This is a genomic window from Marinobacter metalliresistant (assembly GCF_038098645.1).
GTDB lineage: Bacteria > Pseudomonadota > Gammaproteobacteria > Pseudomonadales > Oleiphilaceae > Marinobacter > Marinobacter metalliresistant.
The window spans coordinates 1,835,484-1,850,409 of sequence record NZ_CP101118.1 but is presented as its reverse complement, the minus strand read 5'-3'; the positions used below and the strand labels follow the sequence as shown (position 1 = coordinate 1,850,409).

The window sequence follows — 14,926 nt, the reverse complement described above, 5'->3', positions numbered from 1 at the left end:
ACGTTATGGCCATCAAGAAAATGACCGACCTCAACCTCGCCGGCAAGCGGGTGCTGATCCGCGAAGACCTGAACGTGCCGGTCAAGGATGGCAAGGTCTCCAGCGACGCCCGCATCCGCGCGTCACTACCGACCATCAAGGCCGCCAAAGACGCCGGCGCCAGGGTCATGCTGATGTCACACCTGGGGCGCCCGGAAGAAGGCGTGTACGACGAAGCCTCCTCCATGAAGCCCGTCGCTGACCATCTCTCCAGGGTGCTGGGCCAGGAAGTGCGCCTGATCAAGGACTACCTGGACGGCGTTGAAGTCGCCGATGGCGAAGTGGTCCTGTTTGAAAACGTCCGCTTCAACAAAGGCGAAAAGAAAGACAACGAAGACCTCGCAAAGAAGTACGCCGCCCTGTGCGACGTCTACGTAATGGACGCCTTCGGCACCGCCCACCGCGCCCAGGCCTCCACCCACGGTGTGGCAAGATTCGCCCCCGAAGCCTGCGCCGGCCCGCTGTTGGCCGCTGAACTGGATGCCCTCGGCAAAGCCCTGGACAACCCGGCCAAGCCCGTCGTTGCCATCGTTGGCGGCTCCAAGGTCTCCACCAAGCTGGATGTACTCAACGCCCTGGAAAAAGTCTGCGACCAGATCATCGTTGGCGGCGGCATCGCCAATACCTTCCTGGCCGCAGCGGGTCACCCGGTCGGTAAATCCTTGTGCGAGCACGACCTGATCGACACCGCCAAGGACATTGCCTCCCGCGTTGAAATCCCTCTGCCGGTCGACGTAGTGGTAGCCAGCGAATTCGCCGAAACCGCCACCGCCACCACCAAGAACATCTCCGACGTCAGCGACGACGACATGATCCTCGACGTCGGCCCGGAAACCGCTGGCAAGTTCGCCGACGTACTGAAAAACGCCAAAACCATCCTCTGGAACGGCCCGGTCGGCGTTTTCGAATTTGACCAGTTCGGCAATGGCACCAAAGCACTCGCTCTGGCCATCGCCGAAAGCAACGCCTTCTCCCTGGCCGGCGGTGGAGACACCGTCGCCGCCGTTGACAAGTACGGCGTTGCTGACAGAATCTCCTACATCTCCACCGGCGGTGGCGCCTTCCTCGAGTTCGTCGAAGGCAAAACACTGCCGGCGGTAGCGGTACTGGAAGAGCGCGGAGAGTGAACAAATAGATGCGGTTCTGACTGAGGCTAGCAATAAGGTCAGAATCGCAAGGCAGGTGGGGGACCGCTTTCCGGGACTGTCTGCAGCATGGATGCTGCAGTCAAGCGTACACGGACGTATTCACAGCGTGTCCCGGAAAGCGGTCCCCACCTGCCGCAGCAGACTCCAACGTCTGACGACCAAAGTCTGCACCAAAACAGAATTCAAACATCCAAAGTCCAAATGAAGGAGACGACCCATGGCCCTGATTTCGATGCGGCAAATGCTGGATCACGCCGCCGAGCATGGTTACGGTGTGCCAGCCTTTAACGTCAACAACCTGGAACAGATGCGCGCCATCATGGAAGCCGCCGACAAAACCGACTCCCCGGTGATTGTCCAGGCCTCTGCCGGTGCCCGCAAATACGCCGGCGCCCCCTTCCTGCGCCACCTGATCCTCGCGGCCATCGAAGAATTCCCGCACATCCCGGTGGTCATGCACCAGGACCACGGCACCAGCCCCTCCGTGTGCCAGCGCTCCATCCAACTGGGCTTCAGCTCCGTGATGATGGACGGCTCCCTCGGTGAAGACGGCAAAACCCCGACCGACTACGACTACAACGTTGACGTCACCCGCCGCACCGTTGAAATGGCCCACGCCTGTGGCGTCTCCGTAGAAGGCGAACTGGGCTGCCTCGGCTCCCTGGAAACCGGCCAGGCCGGTGAAGAAGACGGCATCGGCGCCGAAGGCACCCTGGACCACAGCCAGATGTTGACCGACCCGGAAGAAGCCGCGGATTTCGTCAAGAAGACCCACGTGGACGCCCTGGCCATCGCCATCGGTACCAGCCACGGCGCCTACAAGTTTACCCGTCCGCCCACAGGCGACATCCTGGCTATCGACCAGATCAAAGCCATCCACGCCCGTATCCCGGACACCCATCTGGTCATGCACGGCTCCAGCTCCGTACCCCAGGAGTGGCTGAAGATCATCAACGAATACGGCGGCGAGATCCCGGAAACCTACGGTGTCCCGGTTGAAGAAATCGTGGAAGGTATCAAGCACGGCGTGCGCAAGGTCAACATCGACACCGACCTGCGCCTGGCAAGCACCGGTGCCGTCCGTCGCTTCCTGAGCGAAAACCCGGCGGAGTTTGACCCGCGCAAATTCCTCAAGGAAACCATGAAGGCCATGACCGACGTGTGCATCGCACGCTACGAAGCCTTCGGTTGTGCCGGCAACGCCAGCAAGATCAAACCGGTCAACCTGGAGCGCATGTTTGAGCGGTATGCCTCCGGTGAGCTGGATCCGAAGGTCAAGTAAGCCCTTGGAGTGCGCCGTCTTGTAGCCTGATGGCTTCAGGGTGGCGCCCAGGTGGTCTGGCTCTGCCAACCTCCAGTGTCCACCCCAAACCCTGATCCACCTCAAGTAAGAACAACCCCACCCTTGTAATTTCCCGAACCTCATCAAATATAGTGGTTAGTATACGAGCAATTCGCTCAGCAGATTAACCAGCGGTGAGGACCAGAATGGACTTCAAAGACTATTACGCCGTGCTCGGTGTGAGCGAGTCTGCCTCCTCCGAGGAGATCAAAAAGGCTTACCGGAAGCTGGCCCGGAAGTATCATCCGGATGTCAGCAAGGAAAAGGACGCCGACACCAGGTTCAAGGATCTTGGTGAGGCCTACGAAGTATTGAAAGACCCAGAGAAGCGGGCGGAATACGATCAGCTGCGCAAGTACGGCGCCAAGGCTGATGGTTCTTTCGAGCCGCCACCCGGATGGCAGAGCGCATCCGGTTTTGGCGGCGGTGGCTATACTGAGGCCGATGCCCGCCAGTTCAGCGATTTCTTCGAGGAGATCTTCGGAGGCCGTCGCCGGGGTGGGTTCTCCGGTGGTTCTGATAGTGGAGGTTTCCGCCAGAACATGAAAATGCGCGGTGAAGATGTCCATGCCAGGATCGCCCTGTTCCTGGAAGAAGCCTTCCATGGCTGCGACAAGCAGGTGTCGTTTACCGTGCACGAAGCCGACCCGCATGGCCGGGTTATTCCGAGGCAGAAAACCCTGAAAGTGAAGATCCCCGCCGGCATGCGCGAGGGGCAGCATATCCGCCTGAAAGGTCAGGGTGCTCCGGGTATTGGCGGCGGTGAGCCTGGCGATCTGTTCATCGAGGTGGAGTTCGCGCCGCATCCGCATTTCACCATTGAAGGCCGCGATGTCATGGTTACCGTGCCCGTGGCGCCCTGGGAGGCGGCTCTGGGTGCAACGGTGACTGTGCCAACGGTTGGCTCCAAGGTGAATGTCAAAGTCCCGAAGGGCTCCACCAGCGGCCGTAAGCTCAGGCTCAAGGGCAAAGGCTTCCCGGGCAAACATCCGGGCGACCAGATCGTCGTTCTTCAGGTGGCCATGCCTGAGAAACACAGCCCGGAGGCTGAAAAGCTCTATGCCCAGTTGGCCGAGGCAGAGAAAAACTTCAATCCACGCAGCAGGCTTCACGTGTGAGCGGGAGTAAGGGATGAACAAGCAAGACCATATTCTGACGGTAGAGGTGTTCGACCAGGATGGCAGCACCTTCACCCTGCGTGAAATCTGCGAACGCGGCGAATGCCATGCCGAGTTTGTTATCAAACTGGTTGACTACGGCATCATTGCGCCACTGGAGGACTCCCCGGAGGCCCGGCAATGGCAGTTCGATGTCGCGGCCCTAAACCGGTTGCGCAAAGCCCAAAGACTGCAACGGGATCTGAAAATGAATCTGCCCGGCCTCGCGATGTCTCTGGAGTTGCTCGATGAGGTTGAGGAAATGCGCCGGGAAGTGGCGCGGCTCAACCATCGGATCAGGCAGTTGATGGGGGAGTAAAGGCTCCCCCGGCTATTTCTTCTCCTCCAGCGCCTGAATCTCGGCGTAGATTTCCTCTGCTCGATTCAAATGCCGTAACTATGCCGTAACTATGGCGCAAAAACGCAATGCGTGATTGACGGCGGACACTAGATGCCCTAAAGTTAGGCTATCTGAGTACCAATGAGGGCCTCTGTATGAAGCCATCTACCGCATATCAACAGCACCGTGATGCCATACGGCAGATCGTGGAGCGGCATCATGCCAAAAACCCGCGTATCTTCGGTTCCGTCCTCCACGGACAGGATACGGATGCAAGCGATCTGGACATCCTCATCGACACCACGGAGGAAACCTCCCTCTTCGATGTTGGTGCTATTCGCACAGAGCTGACTGAACTCCTCGGAGTAGAGGTTGATGTACTGACTCCCGCTGCGCTGCCTGACAGGTGGAAAATGGAAGTGCTCAATGAGGCTCGGGCTGTATGAGTCGTCGGGATGAACTCGCCCTGAGAGACTACCTTGGGCACATCCAGCAGGCTATCGGTCGTATTCAGCGCTATCTCCAGGACATTGATCAAGTCGGGTTCCTTGTTAATGAAGAGAAACAGGATGCAGTGATCCGCAACCTGGAGATCATCGGTGAGGCGGCAGGTAGTATCCAACGTCATTTCCCTGACTTTGCGATAAAGCATCCAGATTTTCCCCTCAAAGCGGCTTACGGCACGCGAAATGCCTTGGCGCATGGGTACTTCAAAGTCGATCTGGATGTGGTCTGGAGGACTGTCGAGAGAGATTTGCCGGAATTGGAAGTGCAGGTTGGGGAGGTAATTCAATCCCTCAATTATCCGGGGGCATCTCCATCCCCATGAGTATCGCCGACAAACAAAGCCAAGCCGTTTCTCCGCCTCGCCAAAAATGGCATCCAAGTAAGAGCCAGAGCGTCACCTGCTATCGCTCAACCTGCAAACGCTACCGCACACGTTCACGCATTGACGGCACCTGCCCGTTTTGTGGTTTCAACTTCAACAGGGTTGCACAGCGGTAAACAGCATGGAAACCGTCGATCTGGAGTTGTTCACTGGGTTCGAGGATACCAACGGGAACGACCTCTATGAGCACGATACCATCATGATTGATCAAGAACCGCATTCAATTGTTTGGTCAACGGCGAAAGGTATGTGGGTTGCAGAAACGGACAATAGTGAAGTGCCGTTCTTTGAAGTTGCCACCAAAAGCACGAATGCCATAGAGATACACGCAGCAGATTGCCGGTGTTTTGAATGCGTGGAGAGTCTGCTGTGACCCACGAATAACATGCCTCGCAATATTCTGAATCTTCCCTCCTACACTATCGCCAGCATCGAGGAAGACGACCACGACTACCACATCTGGGCCGGGGCAACGAAGCACCCATCCGCCTGCCAGCATTGCGGCCACAGAGAGATTGTCGGGTTCGGACGCCGTGAGCAGTTGATCCGCGACCTGCCCATGCACGGAAAACGTGTCGGTATCTATGTCGATACCAGGCGCTATCGCTGCCGCCAGTGCGGAAAGACCTTCTACGAGCGTCTACCGGATGTCGATGAGAAGCGACTGATGACCGCACGCCTGGTCGATTGGGTGGGCAAGCAGGCCATCAAACGCCCCTTCGCGCACCTGGCCGATGAGGTGGGATTGGCTGAGAACACCGTCAAAAACGTCTTCCGCGACTACATCAACGAGCTGGAGCGCACGGTTTGCTTCGAGGTGCCGAAGTGGATGGGCATTGACGAAATCCACATCATCAAGAAACCCCGCTGCATTATCTCCAACATTGAGCACAACACGGCGGTCGAGGTTCTGCGCGACCGCACCAAGAAGACGGTCATGGGCCACTTCCAGACCATGCAGGGGCGCGAGAAGGTGCAATATGTGGCGATGGATATGTGGAACCCTTACCGAGAGGCGGTGGAGGCTCTGATGCCACAGGCGACCATCGTGATCGACAAGTTTCATGTGGTCAGGATGGCGAATGAGGCCCTGGATACGATCCGCAAGGCCCAGCGTGCCGAACTCACCACCAAAGAACGCCGGGGACTGATGCACGACCGCTTCGTGCTGCTCAAGCGCCGTAACGAACTCACCGACAAGGAATACCTCAAGCTCTCGGGCTGGACGGCCAACTACCCGATGCTGGAGGCTGCCTACGATGCCAAAGAGGCGTTCTACGGTATCTGGGACATGGATACCCGTGCCGATGCAGAGCGAGCCTATGCCATCTGGAGGGACAACCTGGTGCCGGAGGTGCGCGAGGCGTTTTACCCACTGGTCAGGGCGATGGATAACTGGCATCCGCACATTTTCGCCTACTTCGATCACGCCATTACCAATGCCTACACTGAGAGCCTGAACAACCTCATTCGGGTGATGAATCGCCTGGGTCGTGGCTATAGCTTTGAGGCCTTGAGAGTCAAAATCCTTTTCTCGGAGGGGGCTCACAAGGTCAAGCGCCCGAACTTCAAGCGCAAGCGTCAGCCGCCACAGGATACCGGATTTGGTGGGGTGATGATGAGGAAGAGTATCAGCTTCACAAGGCCGGAACCGGAGGAGAAGGGGGTCAACTACGGGGCCGATCTATCAACACTGGTGAAGCTGATCGAGGATGGGGCCATCTGACCCCGGATCAATCACGAAATGCAGATACCCTGAATTTGAAGGCGAACTCATAGCTCCCAACAGTATTCATGCCCTGACAATAAATCGTGATGATTTCCGTCGCCATCAGAGGGCCGGGGGAGATGACACTAGCCAGGCCCGGGCGTTTTGGTATTCCTCGCTCAGTCGTTTCACCAGATCCGCGACACTCAGCACGTCGTGGATCTGGCTGACGCCCTGGCCAGCAGACCAGACGGTTTTCCAGGCCATGGCTTCATCGTCAATGGGTTTGAGCTTTTCTCCGTAATTGATGTCGCCCGCCTGGTTCAGCTTGTCCATGGGGAATCCGGCGGCCTCCAGGCTCTGCCGCATAAAGCTGGCGGGCACACCGGACACCGCCGGTGTGTGGATAATGTCACCGGAAACCGCTTCAATGATCATGCTCCGGTAAGCCTCTTCCGCCTGGGATTCAGTGGTATTGATAAACCGGGTACCCATGTAGGCCAGGTCTGCACCCAGGGCCTTTACAGCCAGCAGGTCTTCGCCATGAGACAGCCCGCCGGCCAGCAGGATGGTGCCATCAAACACCTCACGGATTTCGTGCACCAGTACAAACGGGTTAATGGTGCCGGCATGGCCGCCGGCGCCGGCCGCTACCGCAATGATGCCATCGACGCCGGCTTGCGCCGCTTTCCGTGCGTGTTTCTGGTTGGTCACATCGTGGAATACCACGCCGCCGTAGCCGTGCACCGCTTCGACCACCTGGCTGGCCGCGCCCAGTGACGTGATAATGATCGGCACCCGGTGTTTCACGCACAGCTCAAGATCTGCCTGCCAGCGTGGATTGGTCCGGTGCACAATCAGGTTCACCGCATACGGCGCTGTCTTGTGATCCGGATGTAATGTCCGGAAGGCGTCCAGCTGTTCATTCATCTGGATCAGCCAGCCCTCAAAACCCTCACTGGTGCGCTGGTTCAGGGCCGGAAAACTTCCCACAATGCCCTGTTTGCAACAGGCCAGCGCCAGTTCCGGGCCGGAAATCAGAAACATGGGTGCGGCAACCAGCGGCAGAGTGAGCATGTCTTGCAGGGATTCGGGTAGTGGCATGAGGATTCCTTAGTTTTTGTTGGAACTTTTGTAGGATATAAAGGATCTTAGCGTGCCACGCTGGCTCTGAAAACGGTCGCCAGCTAATTAATTCCGGAAAATCAGAAACACAAAAAGGAGCCCCATCATGGGTGAAGCAAAACGTCGCAAGGAAACCGGTGCACCGCCTCCCCGAAAAGGAAAATCCAACAAGCCGCTTTATATTGGTATCGGAGTGCTCGTGGTCGCCGCGGTGGCTTTCGGGTTAGTGTTCCTGACCGCCGCACCGGAGCCAACCTCCGACGAACTGCCTGTGGCTTCCGCCAATGCCGAGGCATTCCCGGCGCAGCTGGACCAGTTCGGGGTTTCAGTGGGCCCGGAGGATGCTCCTGTCGTGGTGCGGGAGTTTGCAGACTATCAGTGTCCGGCCTGCGGCAACTTCTCCTCGGCGAGCAAGCGCCTGAAGCAGGAGTACGTGGACGAGGGCAAGGTCCGGTTCGTCTATTTTGACCTGCCCCTGCAGCAGCACCAGAACGCCATGCCCGCGGCCCAGGCTGCCCGCTGTGCAGGTGATCAGGGCACCTACTGGGCCATGCACGATCGCCTCTACGATTCCCAGACCGAGTGGAGTGGCTCTAACGACCCGGTGGCAACCTTCACCCGGTACGCCGGCGACCTCGGCCTTGAAGAACGGCGCTTCCGCCGCTGTATGACCACCGAATTGCATCGCGAGGCCGTAGAACAAAGCCGCCGCGTTGCCATGCAGCTTCGGGTAACCAGCACACCCACCGTTCTGGTGGATAATATCCGCCTGACGCGGCCGGGCTGGGGGCAGCTTTCCGCTGTTGTGGAGCGCGAGCTTGCCAGCAAGGCCAGGTAGCGCTGCAAAACCTGCACTTGATCGTGAGCCTGAGTTGGTTAGAATCTGCGCCCTCTCAGGCTTCGGCCTTTGAATAACCCCGAACCCATGCTCCGGATTTACGATCCGGCCCGCAGGAGAAAATGATGAGCAACAACGTTGTTGTCTGCGCACTGTATAAGTTCGCAGTCCTGAACGATTACAAGTCCCTCCGCCAGCCGCTGCTGGACCTGATGCTGGAGCAAGACGTCCACGGCACCCTGCTGCTGGCAAGGGAAGGTATCAACGGTACCATCGCCGGCAGCCGAGAAGGCATTGATGCCGTGAAAGCCTGGATTACCGGCGATGAGCGTTTTGATGGTATTGACTACAAGGAATCCTTTGTTGATATCCAGCCCTTCAAACGCACCAAGGTGAAGCTCAAGAAGGAAATTGTCACCATGGGCGTGGAAGGGATTGATCCGAAGCGCATTGTCGGTACGTATGTGGACCCGAAAGCATGGAACAATCTGATCTCCGATCCGGACGTGGTTCTTGTCGATACCCGTAATCAATACGAAGTCGAGATTGGCACTTTTAAAAATGCCGTCAATCCGGCCACCGAGACCTTCCGCGAATTCCCGGAATACGTGAAGCGGAATCTCGATCCATCGAAGCACAGGAAAGTGGCCATGTTCTGCACCGGCGGTATCCGTTGCGAGAAATCCACCGCATACCTGAAGGAACAGGGCTTTGAAGAGGTCTATCACCTTAAGGGCGGTATCCTGAAATACCTCGAAGAGGTACCCGAAGAGCAGAGCCTGTGGCGCGGAGAATGCTTCGTGTTTGATGACCGGGTAACCGTCAACCACAGGCTGGAGCGTGGCGAGTACGATCAGTGCCACGCCTGCCGCAGGCCGATTACCGAGGAAGACAAAGCTCGCCCGGAGTACGAGCCGGGTGTCAGCTGTCACCAGTGCATCGACTCGCTGACCGAAGAGCAGAAGGCCCGGTTCGCCGAGCGTGAACGTCAGATGCGTCTGGCAGAGCAGCGTGGCGAGGCCCACGTGGGCGGTGAAGCCGCCCGTATCATTGCCGAGCGCAAGACGCAGAAAAAGGCAGAAAGAGAGCATCAGGCCCGGAAAAGCCTGGCCGGTGAAAAAGCCAGGAAAACCGAGGGAGCCTGACCAACACCAATAGGAGACTTCATGGAGTTACGACAGGCAGTAGCCATCACCGCAGTTGTTATCGCGCCGTTTGCCAATGGGCAGGAGGCGGATAACTGGAAGGGCGAAACCGAACTTGGTGTGCTGGTTACCACCGGCAACACCGAGGAGACCAACATCAAGGGCCGTCTCGGTCTGATTCGTGAAGTGGAAACCTGGCGCCATACCGGGGACTTCAGCACCAATTACTCCGAAGCGGAGGACGAAACCACGGCCGAGGAGTACCTGGCCGCTCTGGAAACCGACTACAAGTTCGACAAAAAACAGTATTGGTTTCTTCGCGGCTCCTGGGAGAACGACCGCTTCTCTGGCTACGATTTCGAATCCTCAGTGACCACTGGTTACGGAAACCGGCTCTGGCGGTCGGGTGATCGGTCTTTTTTCGATCTCTCAGCGGGTGCGGGTTACCGCTACAACAAGCTGGACAGGGTTAACGCGCAGGGAGAAGATTCTGAAAAAGAGGCCATCGTCCGCCTTGCCGGCCAGGTTGATTATGCCCTGTCTGCGAACGCACTGTTCCGCCAGAAGCTCAGCACCGAAATCGGGCTGGATGAGAACAACACGATAAGCCAGTCAGAGACCTCCCTGCAGGCCAATGTGGCGGGCAACCTTTCGATGAAGGCGGCGCTCCGGGTGAAGCATGTATCCGACGCCCCGGCCGGCTCTGAAAACACCGACACCGAGACGTCACTCTCGCTTCTCTATGGCTTCTGATTAACGGCGTGAAAAAGGGGTCAGATGAAAAAGGGGTCAGATGAAAAGTTCATCTGACCCCTTTTTCATCTGACCCCATCTTCAGGCTTCAAACGTTGTTTCTCAGGCCAAGCTCGTCCGGATAGGGCGTAAGGTATTGCTGGGCGTGCAGGTAATCCACCGGCTCCCGGCGCTGGGCCATACGCAGCAGGGTCATGGGCACCACCAACGGCACCTCACCCCGGCGGTAGGCCGCCATCTGCTCCATCAACACCTTACGGTCTTCGTCGCCCATGGAGTCTCTCAGGTAGCCCATCAGGTGTTGCATGGCATTCAGGTGGGAGCCCCGGCTGACTTTCTGGCTCATGGCCTCCATGAACTGGTTGATGTAACGGCTGGAGATGGTTTCCAGTGGCTTCGATTTCAGGTCCCCCAGCATGGGGCCGAGCTGGCGGTAGATCTTCTCGGAGTGGGCCAGAAGCTGGAACTTGTGGCGGGTGTGGAATTCGATCAGCGCCCTGGCCGAAAGATTATCGCCCGCGACATTCTGCATCCAGTCGTCGTAGGCAAAGACCCGCTCGATAAAGTTTTCCCGAAGCATGTCGTCGTTGAGGCGGCCTTCCTCCTCCACCGGCATCAGCGGATAGGCTTTCAACAGAGCTTCGGCGAACATGCCCCGGCCGTCCCTGCGGGTCACCTGGCCATTCTCGTTGTGCACCTTGATGCGCTCCATGCCACAGCTGGGCGATTTGGCCATCAGGATGTAACCCCGAAGGTCTGCCAGGGTGGGCATGATCTGGTCGATAACGCCCTGCATGGCGCCGGTGTGATCCGCCGTGCCCCTGGTTTCGATCAGCCGAAGGCCATCGCTGTATTCACGCAGGTGAATGGCCGGGCGGGGCACGCCCAGGCCTGCTTCCAGCTCCGGGCAGATGGAACGAAACTCAAAGTGCTTTGACAGCACCTGGGTGCAGTAACGGGAATGTTTGTGGCCGCCATCATGGCGAACTTCCCTGCCCAGCAGGCAGGTGCTGATTCCGACGGGGATGCCGCTCACTTAGACTCTCCGATGGTTAAAACGACTTTTATAATACGTGAACTCAGTCTGGACCGATCAGGGTGCACGGGAAAACCATAACCCTGACTATTCCTGATTGCTTGCTGAGCGTTTCCGTTTCTTGGCGAACAGGGCCAGGGTGGTGGCGTAAATTGTGCGAACGTCAGTGGCAAATTGCTCGACGGAATAGTCCTTCGCAAAATCCAGAGCCTGTGAGGCAAGTTTGCTGCGCAGTTCGTCGTCTTCCAGCAGTTTCCTGACCTGCGCCCGCCACTGGTCCTGCTTCTCCGGCGTCTTGAAGCCATTGAAACCGTGCCGCACCACATCCTCGATGCCGCTGGAGCGCACGGCCACCACCGGCAGCCCCGCCGCCATGGCCTCCAGGATCACCATGCCCTGGGTTTCGGATTTCGAGGCAAACAGGAAGGCGTCACCCAGCCGGTACCAGGTGGCCATGTCTTCCGGGGGGATGGCACCCACCAGAGTGAAATGTTGCCGGAGGTCAAGGTCTTCTATCTTCTTCTGCAACCGGTCTTTCTGGTGGCCATCGCCAATCATAAGGAACCGGAACGGCACATCGGTTTCCCGCCTCAGGGCATCAATCGCTTCAATCATGAAGTCGATGTTTTTCTCATTGGATAACCGCGAGACGCTGACGAAAACCTTCTCGTCTCCAAGGTTCAGCTGATTACGCAACTGGTCAATATCTTCCCGGCGAACGTCCCGGAAACGCTGGTATTCAATGCCCGTGGGCTGCACAAAGGTCGGCGTTTTTACCCCGATCATCCGAAGGTATTCCTCGGTGGAGTAGGTTGGCACAATCACGCCGTCACACTTGTTGGAAAAGCGCTTGATCAGGGTATGGGAGATCAGGTTGCGGAACAGCCTCCCCGGCAGGGGCACAAAGTGGGCGTAGTGTTCCAGGCGGGTATGGTAAGTGTAAATCGCTGGTACCTTCAGCCGCCGCGCTACGAACAGCCCCAACGAGCCCAGCCAGAACGGGTGGTGCAGATGGATGATGTCCGGCGCGAAGGCGCGAACCCGCTTGCGGATCCGGCCGAGGAAAATATTGGCCAGCCGGAATTCCCGTTTCTCCCCCATGGCCAGCAGTGAGGGCACCCGCAGCACGTGGGCTTCCGCCTCCGGCTGGTTCTTGTACCGTGGCGCCACGATCAGCAGCTTGTCTCCCAGCTTTTCCAGCCCCCGTCGCAGCCGCTCGATCGAAATCGGAACACCGCCGATGAACGGCAGGTAGTTGTTGGTAAACATGGCCACTCGCAACGGGCGCTCAAGCCAGGGGGCCGGGTCCAGATCGTAATCCGGGTAGTAATCCTTGCCGATGAAAATCGCGCCGTACAATTTGATCGCAATGGCCGCGAACACCGCGACAATCAACAGGAAATTGATGTAGCCCGTGTAGAACAGGGAATAGATAAAAAACCAGAGGCTTTCCAGGCGCTTCAGAACCGGGTGCTGACCCACCTCCAGGCGTTGCAGTGTGTGGCTGACCTGCCCCTCTGCGTTCACATCCACTCGTACATAGTGATAGAAACTGATGTCGTTGTTCACCACCAGACCACCGGCGCCACCGGTGGTTATGAACATGGTATCCCCCATTTGCTTTTCCGAGTAAAGAGACAGGTTGGCGGAGAACACCCGGTCAATGTCGTGCTCATCCACCGCCCGGAGTAACGCGTCCCTGAATTCGGGCGGTGCGAGGTAGTCATCCTGTCTGTCGAACGGGGCATTTTCTTCCGGGTGCAGCGGTGGGTGGCCAATAAAAAGGATCCGCGCCTTTGATTCGTCCCTGGCAAGCAGTTCGTGCAGCCAGCGGATCTGCCAGCGCCAGGGTGTTTTACCGGTGCTGTCCAGGAAAATCAGCCGGCTGTTGCCTGCCTGGATGCTGAAGAAGTGTGGTCCGAAATGGTCATAAAATCGGAAACTGCCAAAGTCTTCGTATTCGTGGGCGCCGAAGGTGAGCAGATATGGGATCTCCAGGTGGCTCAGGGAGCCGTAGAGGGCGCGGTACTTGTCTTCACCGCCACCACTGACGGCATTACCCGCCGATACCATGAAATCGAGGTTGGATCGGTTCAGCTCCGGGATGATCCTGTCCTCGAAGATCCCCACGGAATTGTTGATATTACCCACCACCGCAAAACTGAAGGATTCACCCGGCTGGACCGTGCCCTGGATTCGTTCAACCTGCTCGGTGTGTACCCCTTCAAAATCCTCGGTGAACAGGTTCAGGTAGGCCTTATAGCCAACCAGCAGAAGTACCACCAGCAGGCACAGGTAGAACAGAAGCTTGAGTGGGTTTCGGAAAATCATCCGGTTCTCCCGCGGTTGGCAACAAGTTCCTTCTGCAAGACGATCAAGCCGATAATCATTCCCAGGTAGATGGTCAGCAGGCGCCAGAAGACAATCACCAGAATCAGGTGATTGCCGGAGAGGATGTCCCGGAAGAAGCTGCCAAAAACACCCTCGGAAATACCAGAGGCGCCGGGGGTGGGTGAAAAATACATGATGAAGGTGGTTACCACCAGCAGCCCCAGCGACACCAGGTAATCCACATCATAGTCCAGGCTGGCCATCAGCAGTGCCGGAAAACTGAACAGGCTGAGCAGGAAAACCGCGGTAAACAGAATCGACAAAACCACGAACAGGGGGCGGCCACGCAGATAGTCACTGAAGCTGCGGGAGAACCGCAGCATCTCCCGGCGGGCCTTGAACTGCCACCTCTGGTGCCGACGCTCGCTTATCAGATGAATCCGGCGGGCCGCTCTGAGGAGCTTGCTGAGGGGGCCGATCAGCCAGTGCGTGCGGAACAACAGAACGGCGAAGAAGCCCAGGTAAATCAGGATAAAAATCGCCAGGGCCGTACCAATGTCGCCGGCAATGGTACGGCCATCCAGCGCCTTGAGCGTCAACAGGAAAACCGGCGTCAGGGAAAAGATAAATACCACCGCCAGCACCGTCCGGATGGTGGTGGCGGCCGTGGCCCTGCCAACCGGAACGCCGTGGTTATGCAGATACCAGATCTGCGCGAAGCCGCCACCGGTGGCCATAGGCGTGATATTGGAGAAAAACAGGTTAATGAACACCAGCCGGAACATGGCCGGCAGAGGTAACCGATGGCCAAGCGCCCTGAGCGTGTAGTAGAGCCGAAGGCCGTCAGAAATGAAATAGACCAGTAACAAACCAGCCACCGACAACAGGGTTTCCGGAGTGATCAGTCTGGAATCAAAGGTAATGCTGCGCCCGGCAAACTGATCGTAAACGGCATACAGCCCGGCGGCGGTAAGCCCGACAAACAGCAGGCTGAAAATCGCCAGCCGCCGCCCGGAGGCACGCTTTGAATAATTGATGTCAGTGGAGTCAGTCATGGGCTGCCCGTCAAGAGTTA

Annotated in this window: 15 protein-coding genes; 11 read left to right on the top strand and 4 right to left on the bottom strand. The window is 57.7% G+C overall.

Features of this window, described 5'->3' with window-relative positions:
* The first annotated feature begins 5 nt into the window (after positions 1-5).
* The 8 genes from NLK58_RS08740 to NLK58_RS08705 all read left to right on the top strand — a co-directional run bounded on the left by NLK58_RS08740 (position 6) and on the right by NLK58_RS08705 (position 6,641).
* Positions 6-1,166, top strand: coding sequence for a phosphoglycerate kinase (locus NLK58_RS08740; protein ID WP_117618145.1), 1,161 nt, complete (start codon positions 6-8; stop codon positions 1,164-1,166).
* A 238-nt stretch (positions 1,167-1,404) separates the two neighbouring features.
* The gene (gene fba, locus NLK58_RS08735) at positions 1,405-2,469 is read left to right on the top strand and encodes a class II fructose-bisphosphate aldolase (protein WP_117618144.1); all 1,065 of its coding nucleotides are present in this window, start codon (positions 1,405-1,407) and stop codon (positions 2,467-2,469) included.
* A 206-nt stretch (positions 2,470-2,675) separates the two neighbouring features.
* A complete protein-coding gene (locus tag NLK58_RS08730) occupies positions 2,676-3,647 on the top strand; it encodes a DnaJ C-terminal domain-containing protein (protein WP_117618143.1) in 972 nt (323 codons plus the stop codon).
* A gap of 13 nt (positions 3,648-3,660) precedes the next feature.
* Complete coding sequence (locus NLK58_RS08725; protein WP_117618142.1) at positions 3,661-4,005, top strand: chaperone modulator CbpM; 345 nt, start codon at positions 3,661-3,663, stop codon at positions 4,003-4,005.
* 176 nt (positions 4,006-4,181) lie between these two features.
* On the top strand, positions 4,182-4,472 hold the full coding sequence (locus NLK58_RS08720) for a nucleotidyltransferase family protein (RefSeq protein WP_117618141.1): 291 nt from the start codon (positions 4,182-4,184) through the stop codon (positions 4,470-4,472).
* The gene (locus NLK58_RS08715) at positions 4,469-4,855 is read left to right on the top strand and encodes a DUF86 domain-containing protein (RefSeq protein ID WP_341582532.1); all 387 of its coding nucleotides are present in this window, start codon (positions 4,469-4,471) and stop codon (positions 4,853-4,855) included. Before NLK58_RS08720 ends, NLK58_RS08715 begins: the two co-directional genes overlap by 4 nt.
* Before the next feature lie 181 nt (positions 4,856-5,036).
* Positions 5,037-5,288, top strand: coding sequence for a hypothetical protein (locus NLK58_RS08710; RefSeq protein WP_117618139.1), 252 nt, complete (start codon positions 5,037-5,039; stop codon positions 5,286-5,288).
* A gap of 12 nt (positions 5,289-5,300) precedes the next feature.
* Positions 5,301-6,641: an ISL3 family transposase gene (locus tag NLK58_RS08705; RefSeq protein WP_117618138.1), complete on the top strand. Its 1,341-nt coding sequence runs from the start codon at positions 5,301-5,303 to the stop codon at positions 6,639-6,641.
* A 105-nt stretch (positions 6,642-6,746) separates the two neighbouring features.
* Here the strand turns inward: NLK58_RS08705 and NLK58_RS08700 are convergent, their stop codons facing one another.
* The gene (locus NLK58_RS08700) at positions 6,747-7,727 is read right to left on the bottom strand and encodes a nitronate monooxygenase family protein (RefSeq protein ID WP_341582531.1); all 981 of its coding nucleotides are present in this window, start codon (positions 7,725-7,727) and stop codon (positions 6,747-6,749) included.
* Positions 7,728-7,854: 127 nt separating this feature from the next.
* On the opposite strand from NLK58_RS08700, the gene NLK58_RS08695 reads away from it, so the two are divergent.
* From NLK58_RS08695 to NLK58_RS08685, 3 genes are all read left to right on the top strand, one after another.
* Positions 7,855-8,586 carry a thioredoxin domain-containing protein gene (locus NLK58_RS08695; protein WP_341582530.1) on the top strand — a complete coding sequence of 244 codons (732 nt, stop codon included), beginning with the start codon at positions 7,855-7,857 and terminating at the stop codon, positions 8,584-8,586.
* A 125-nt stretch (positions 8,587-8,711) separates the two neighbouring features.
* Complete coding sequence (locus NLK58_RS08690; RefSeq protein WP_341582785.1) at positions 8,712-9,731, top strand: rhodanese-related sulfurtransferase; 1,020 nt, start codon at positions 8,712-8,714, stop codon at positions 9,729-9,731.
* A gap of 21 nt (positions 9,732-9,752) precedes the next feature.
* Positions 9,753-10,484 carry a DUF481 domain-containing protein gene (locus NLK58_RS08685; protein ID WP_341582529.1) on the top strand — a complete coding sequence of 244 codons (732 nt, stop codon included), beginning with the start codon at positions 9,753-9,755 and terminating at the stop codon, positions 10,482-10,484.
* A gap of 88 nt (positions 10,485-10,572) precedes the next feature.
* On the opposite strand, the gene NLK58_RS08680 is transcribed toward NLK58_RS08685, so the two are convergent.
* The 3 genes from NLK58_RS08680 to NLK58_RS08670 form a co-directional block, all read right to left on the bottom strand.
* A complete protein-coding gene (locus NLK58_RS08680) occupies positions 10,573-11,520 on the bottom strand; it encodes a DUF523 and DUF1722 domain-containing protein (RefSeq protein WP_341582528.1) in 948 nt (315 codons plus the stop codon).
* An 87-nt stretch (positions 11,521-11,607) separates the two neighbouring features.
* Positions 11,608-13,851, bottom strand: a complete 2,244-nt coding sequence (locus NLK58_RS08675; RefSeq protein ID WP_341582527.1) for a glycosyltransferase — start codon at positions 13,849-13,851, stop codon at positions 11,608-11,610.
* The gene (locus NLK58_RS08670) at positions 13,848-14,906 is read right to left on the bottom strand and encodes a lysylphosphatidylglycerol synthase transmembrane domain-containing protein (RefSeq protein ID WP_117618131.1); all 1,059 of its coding nucleotides are present in this window, start codon (positions 14,904-14,906) and stop codon (positions 13,848-13,850) included. The genes NLK58_RS08675 and NLK58_RS08670 overlap by 4 nt, the downstream gene beginning before the upstream one ends.
* Between the last annotated feature and the right edge of the window lie 20 nt (positions 14,907-14,926).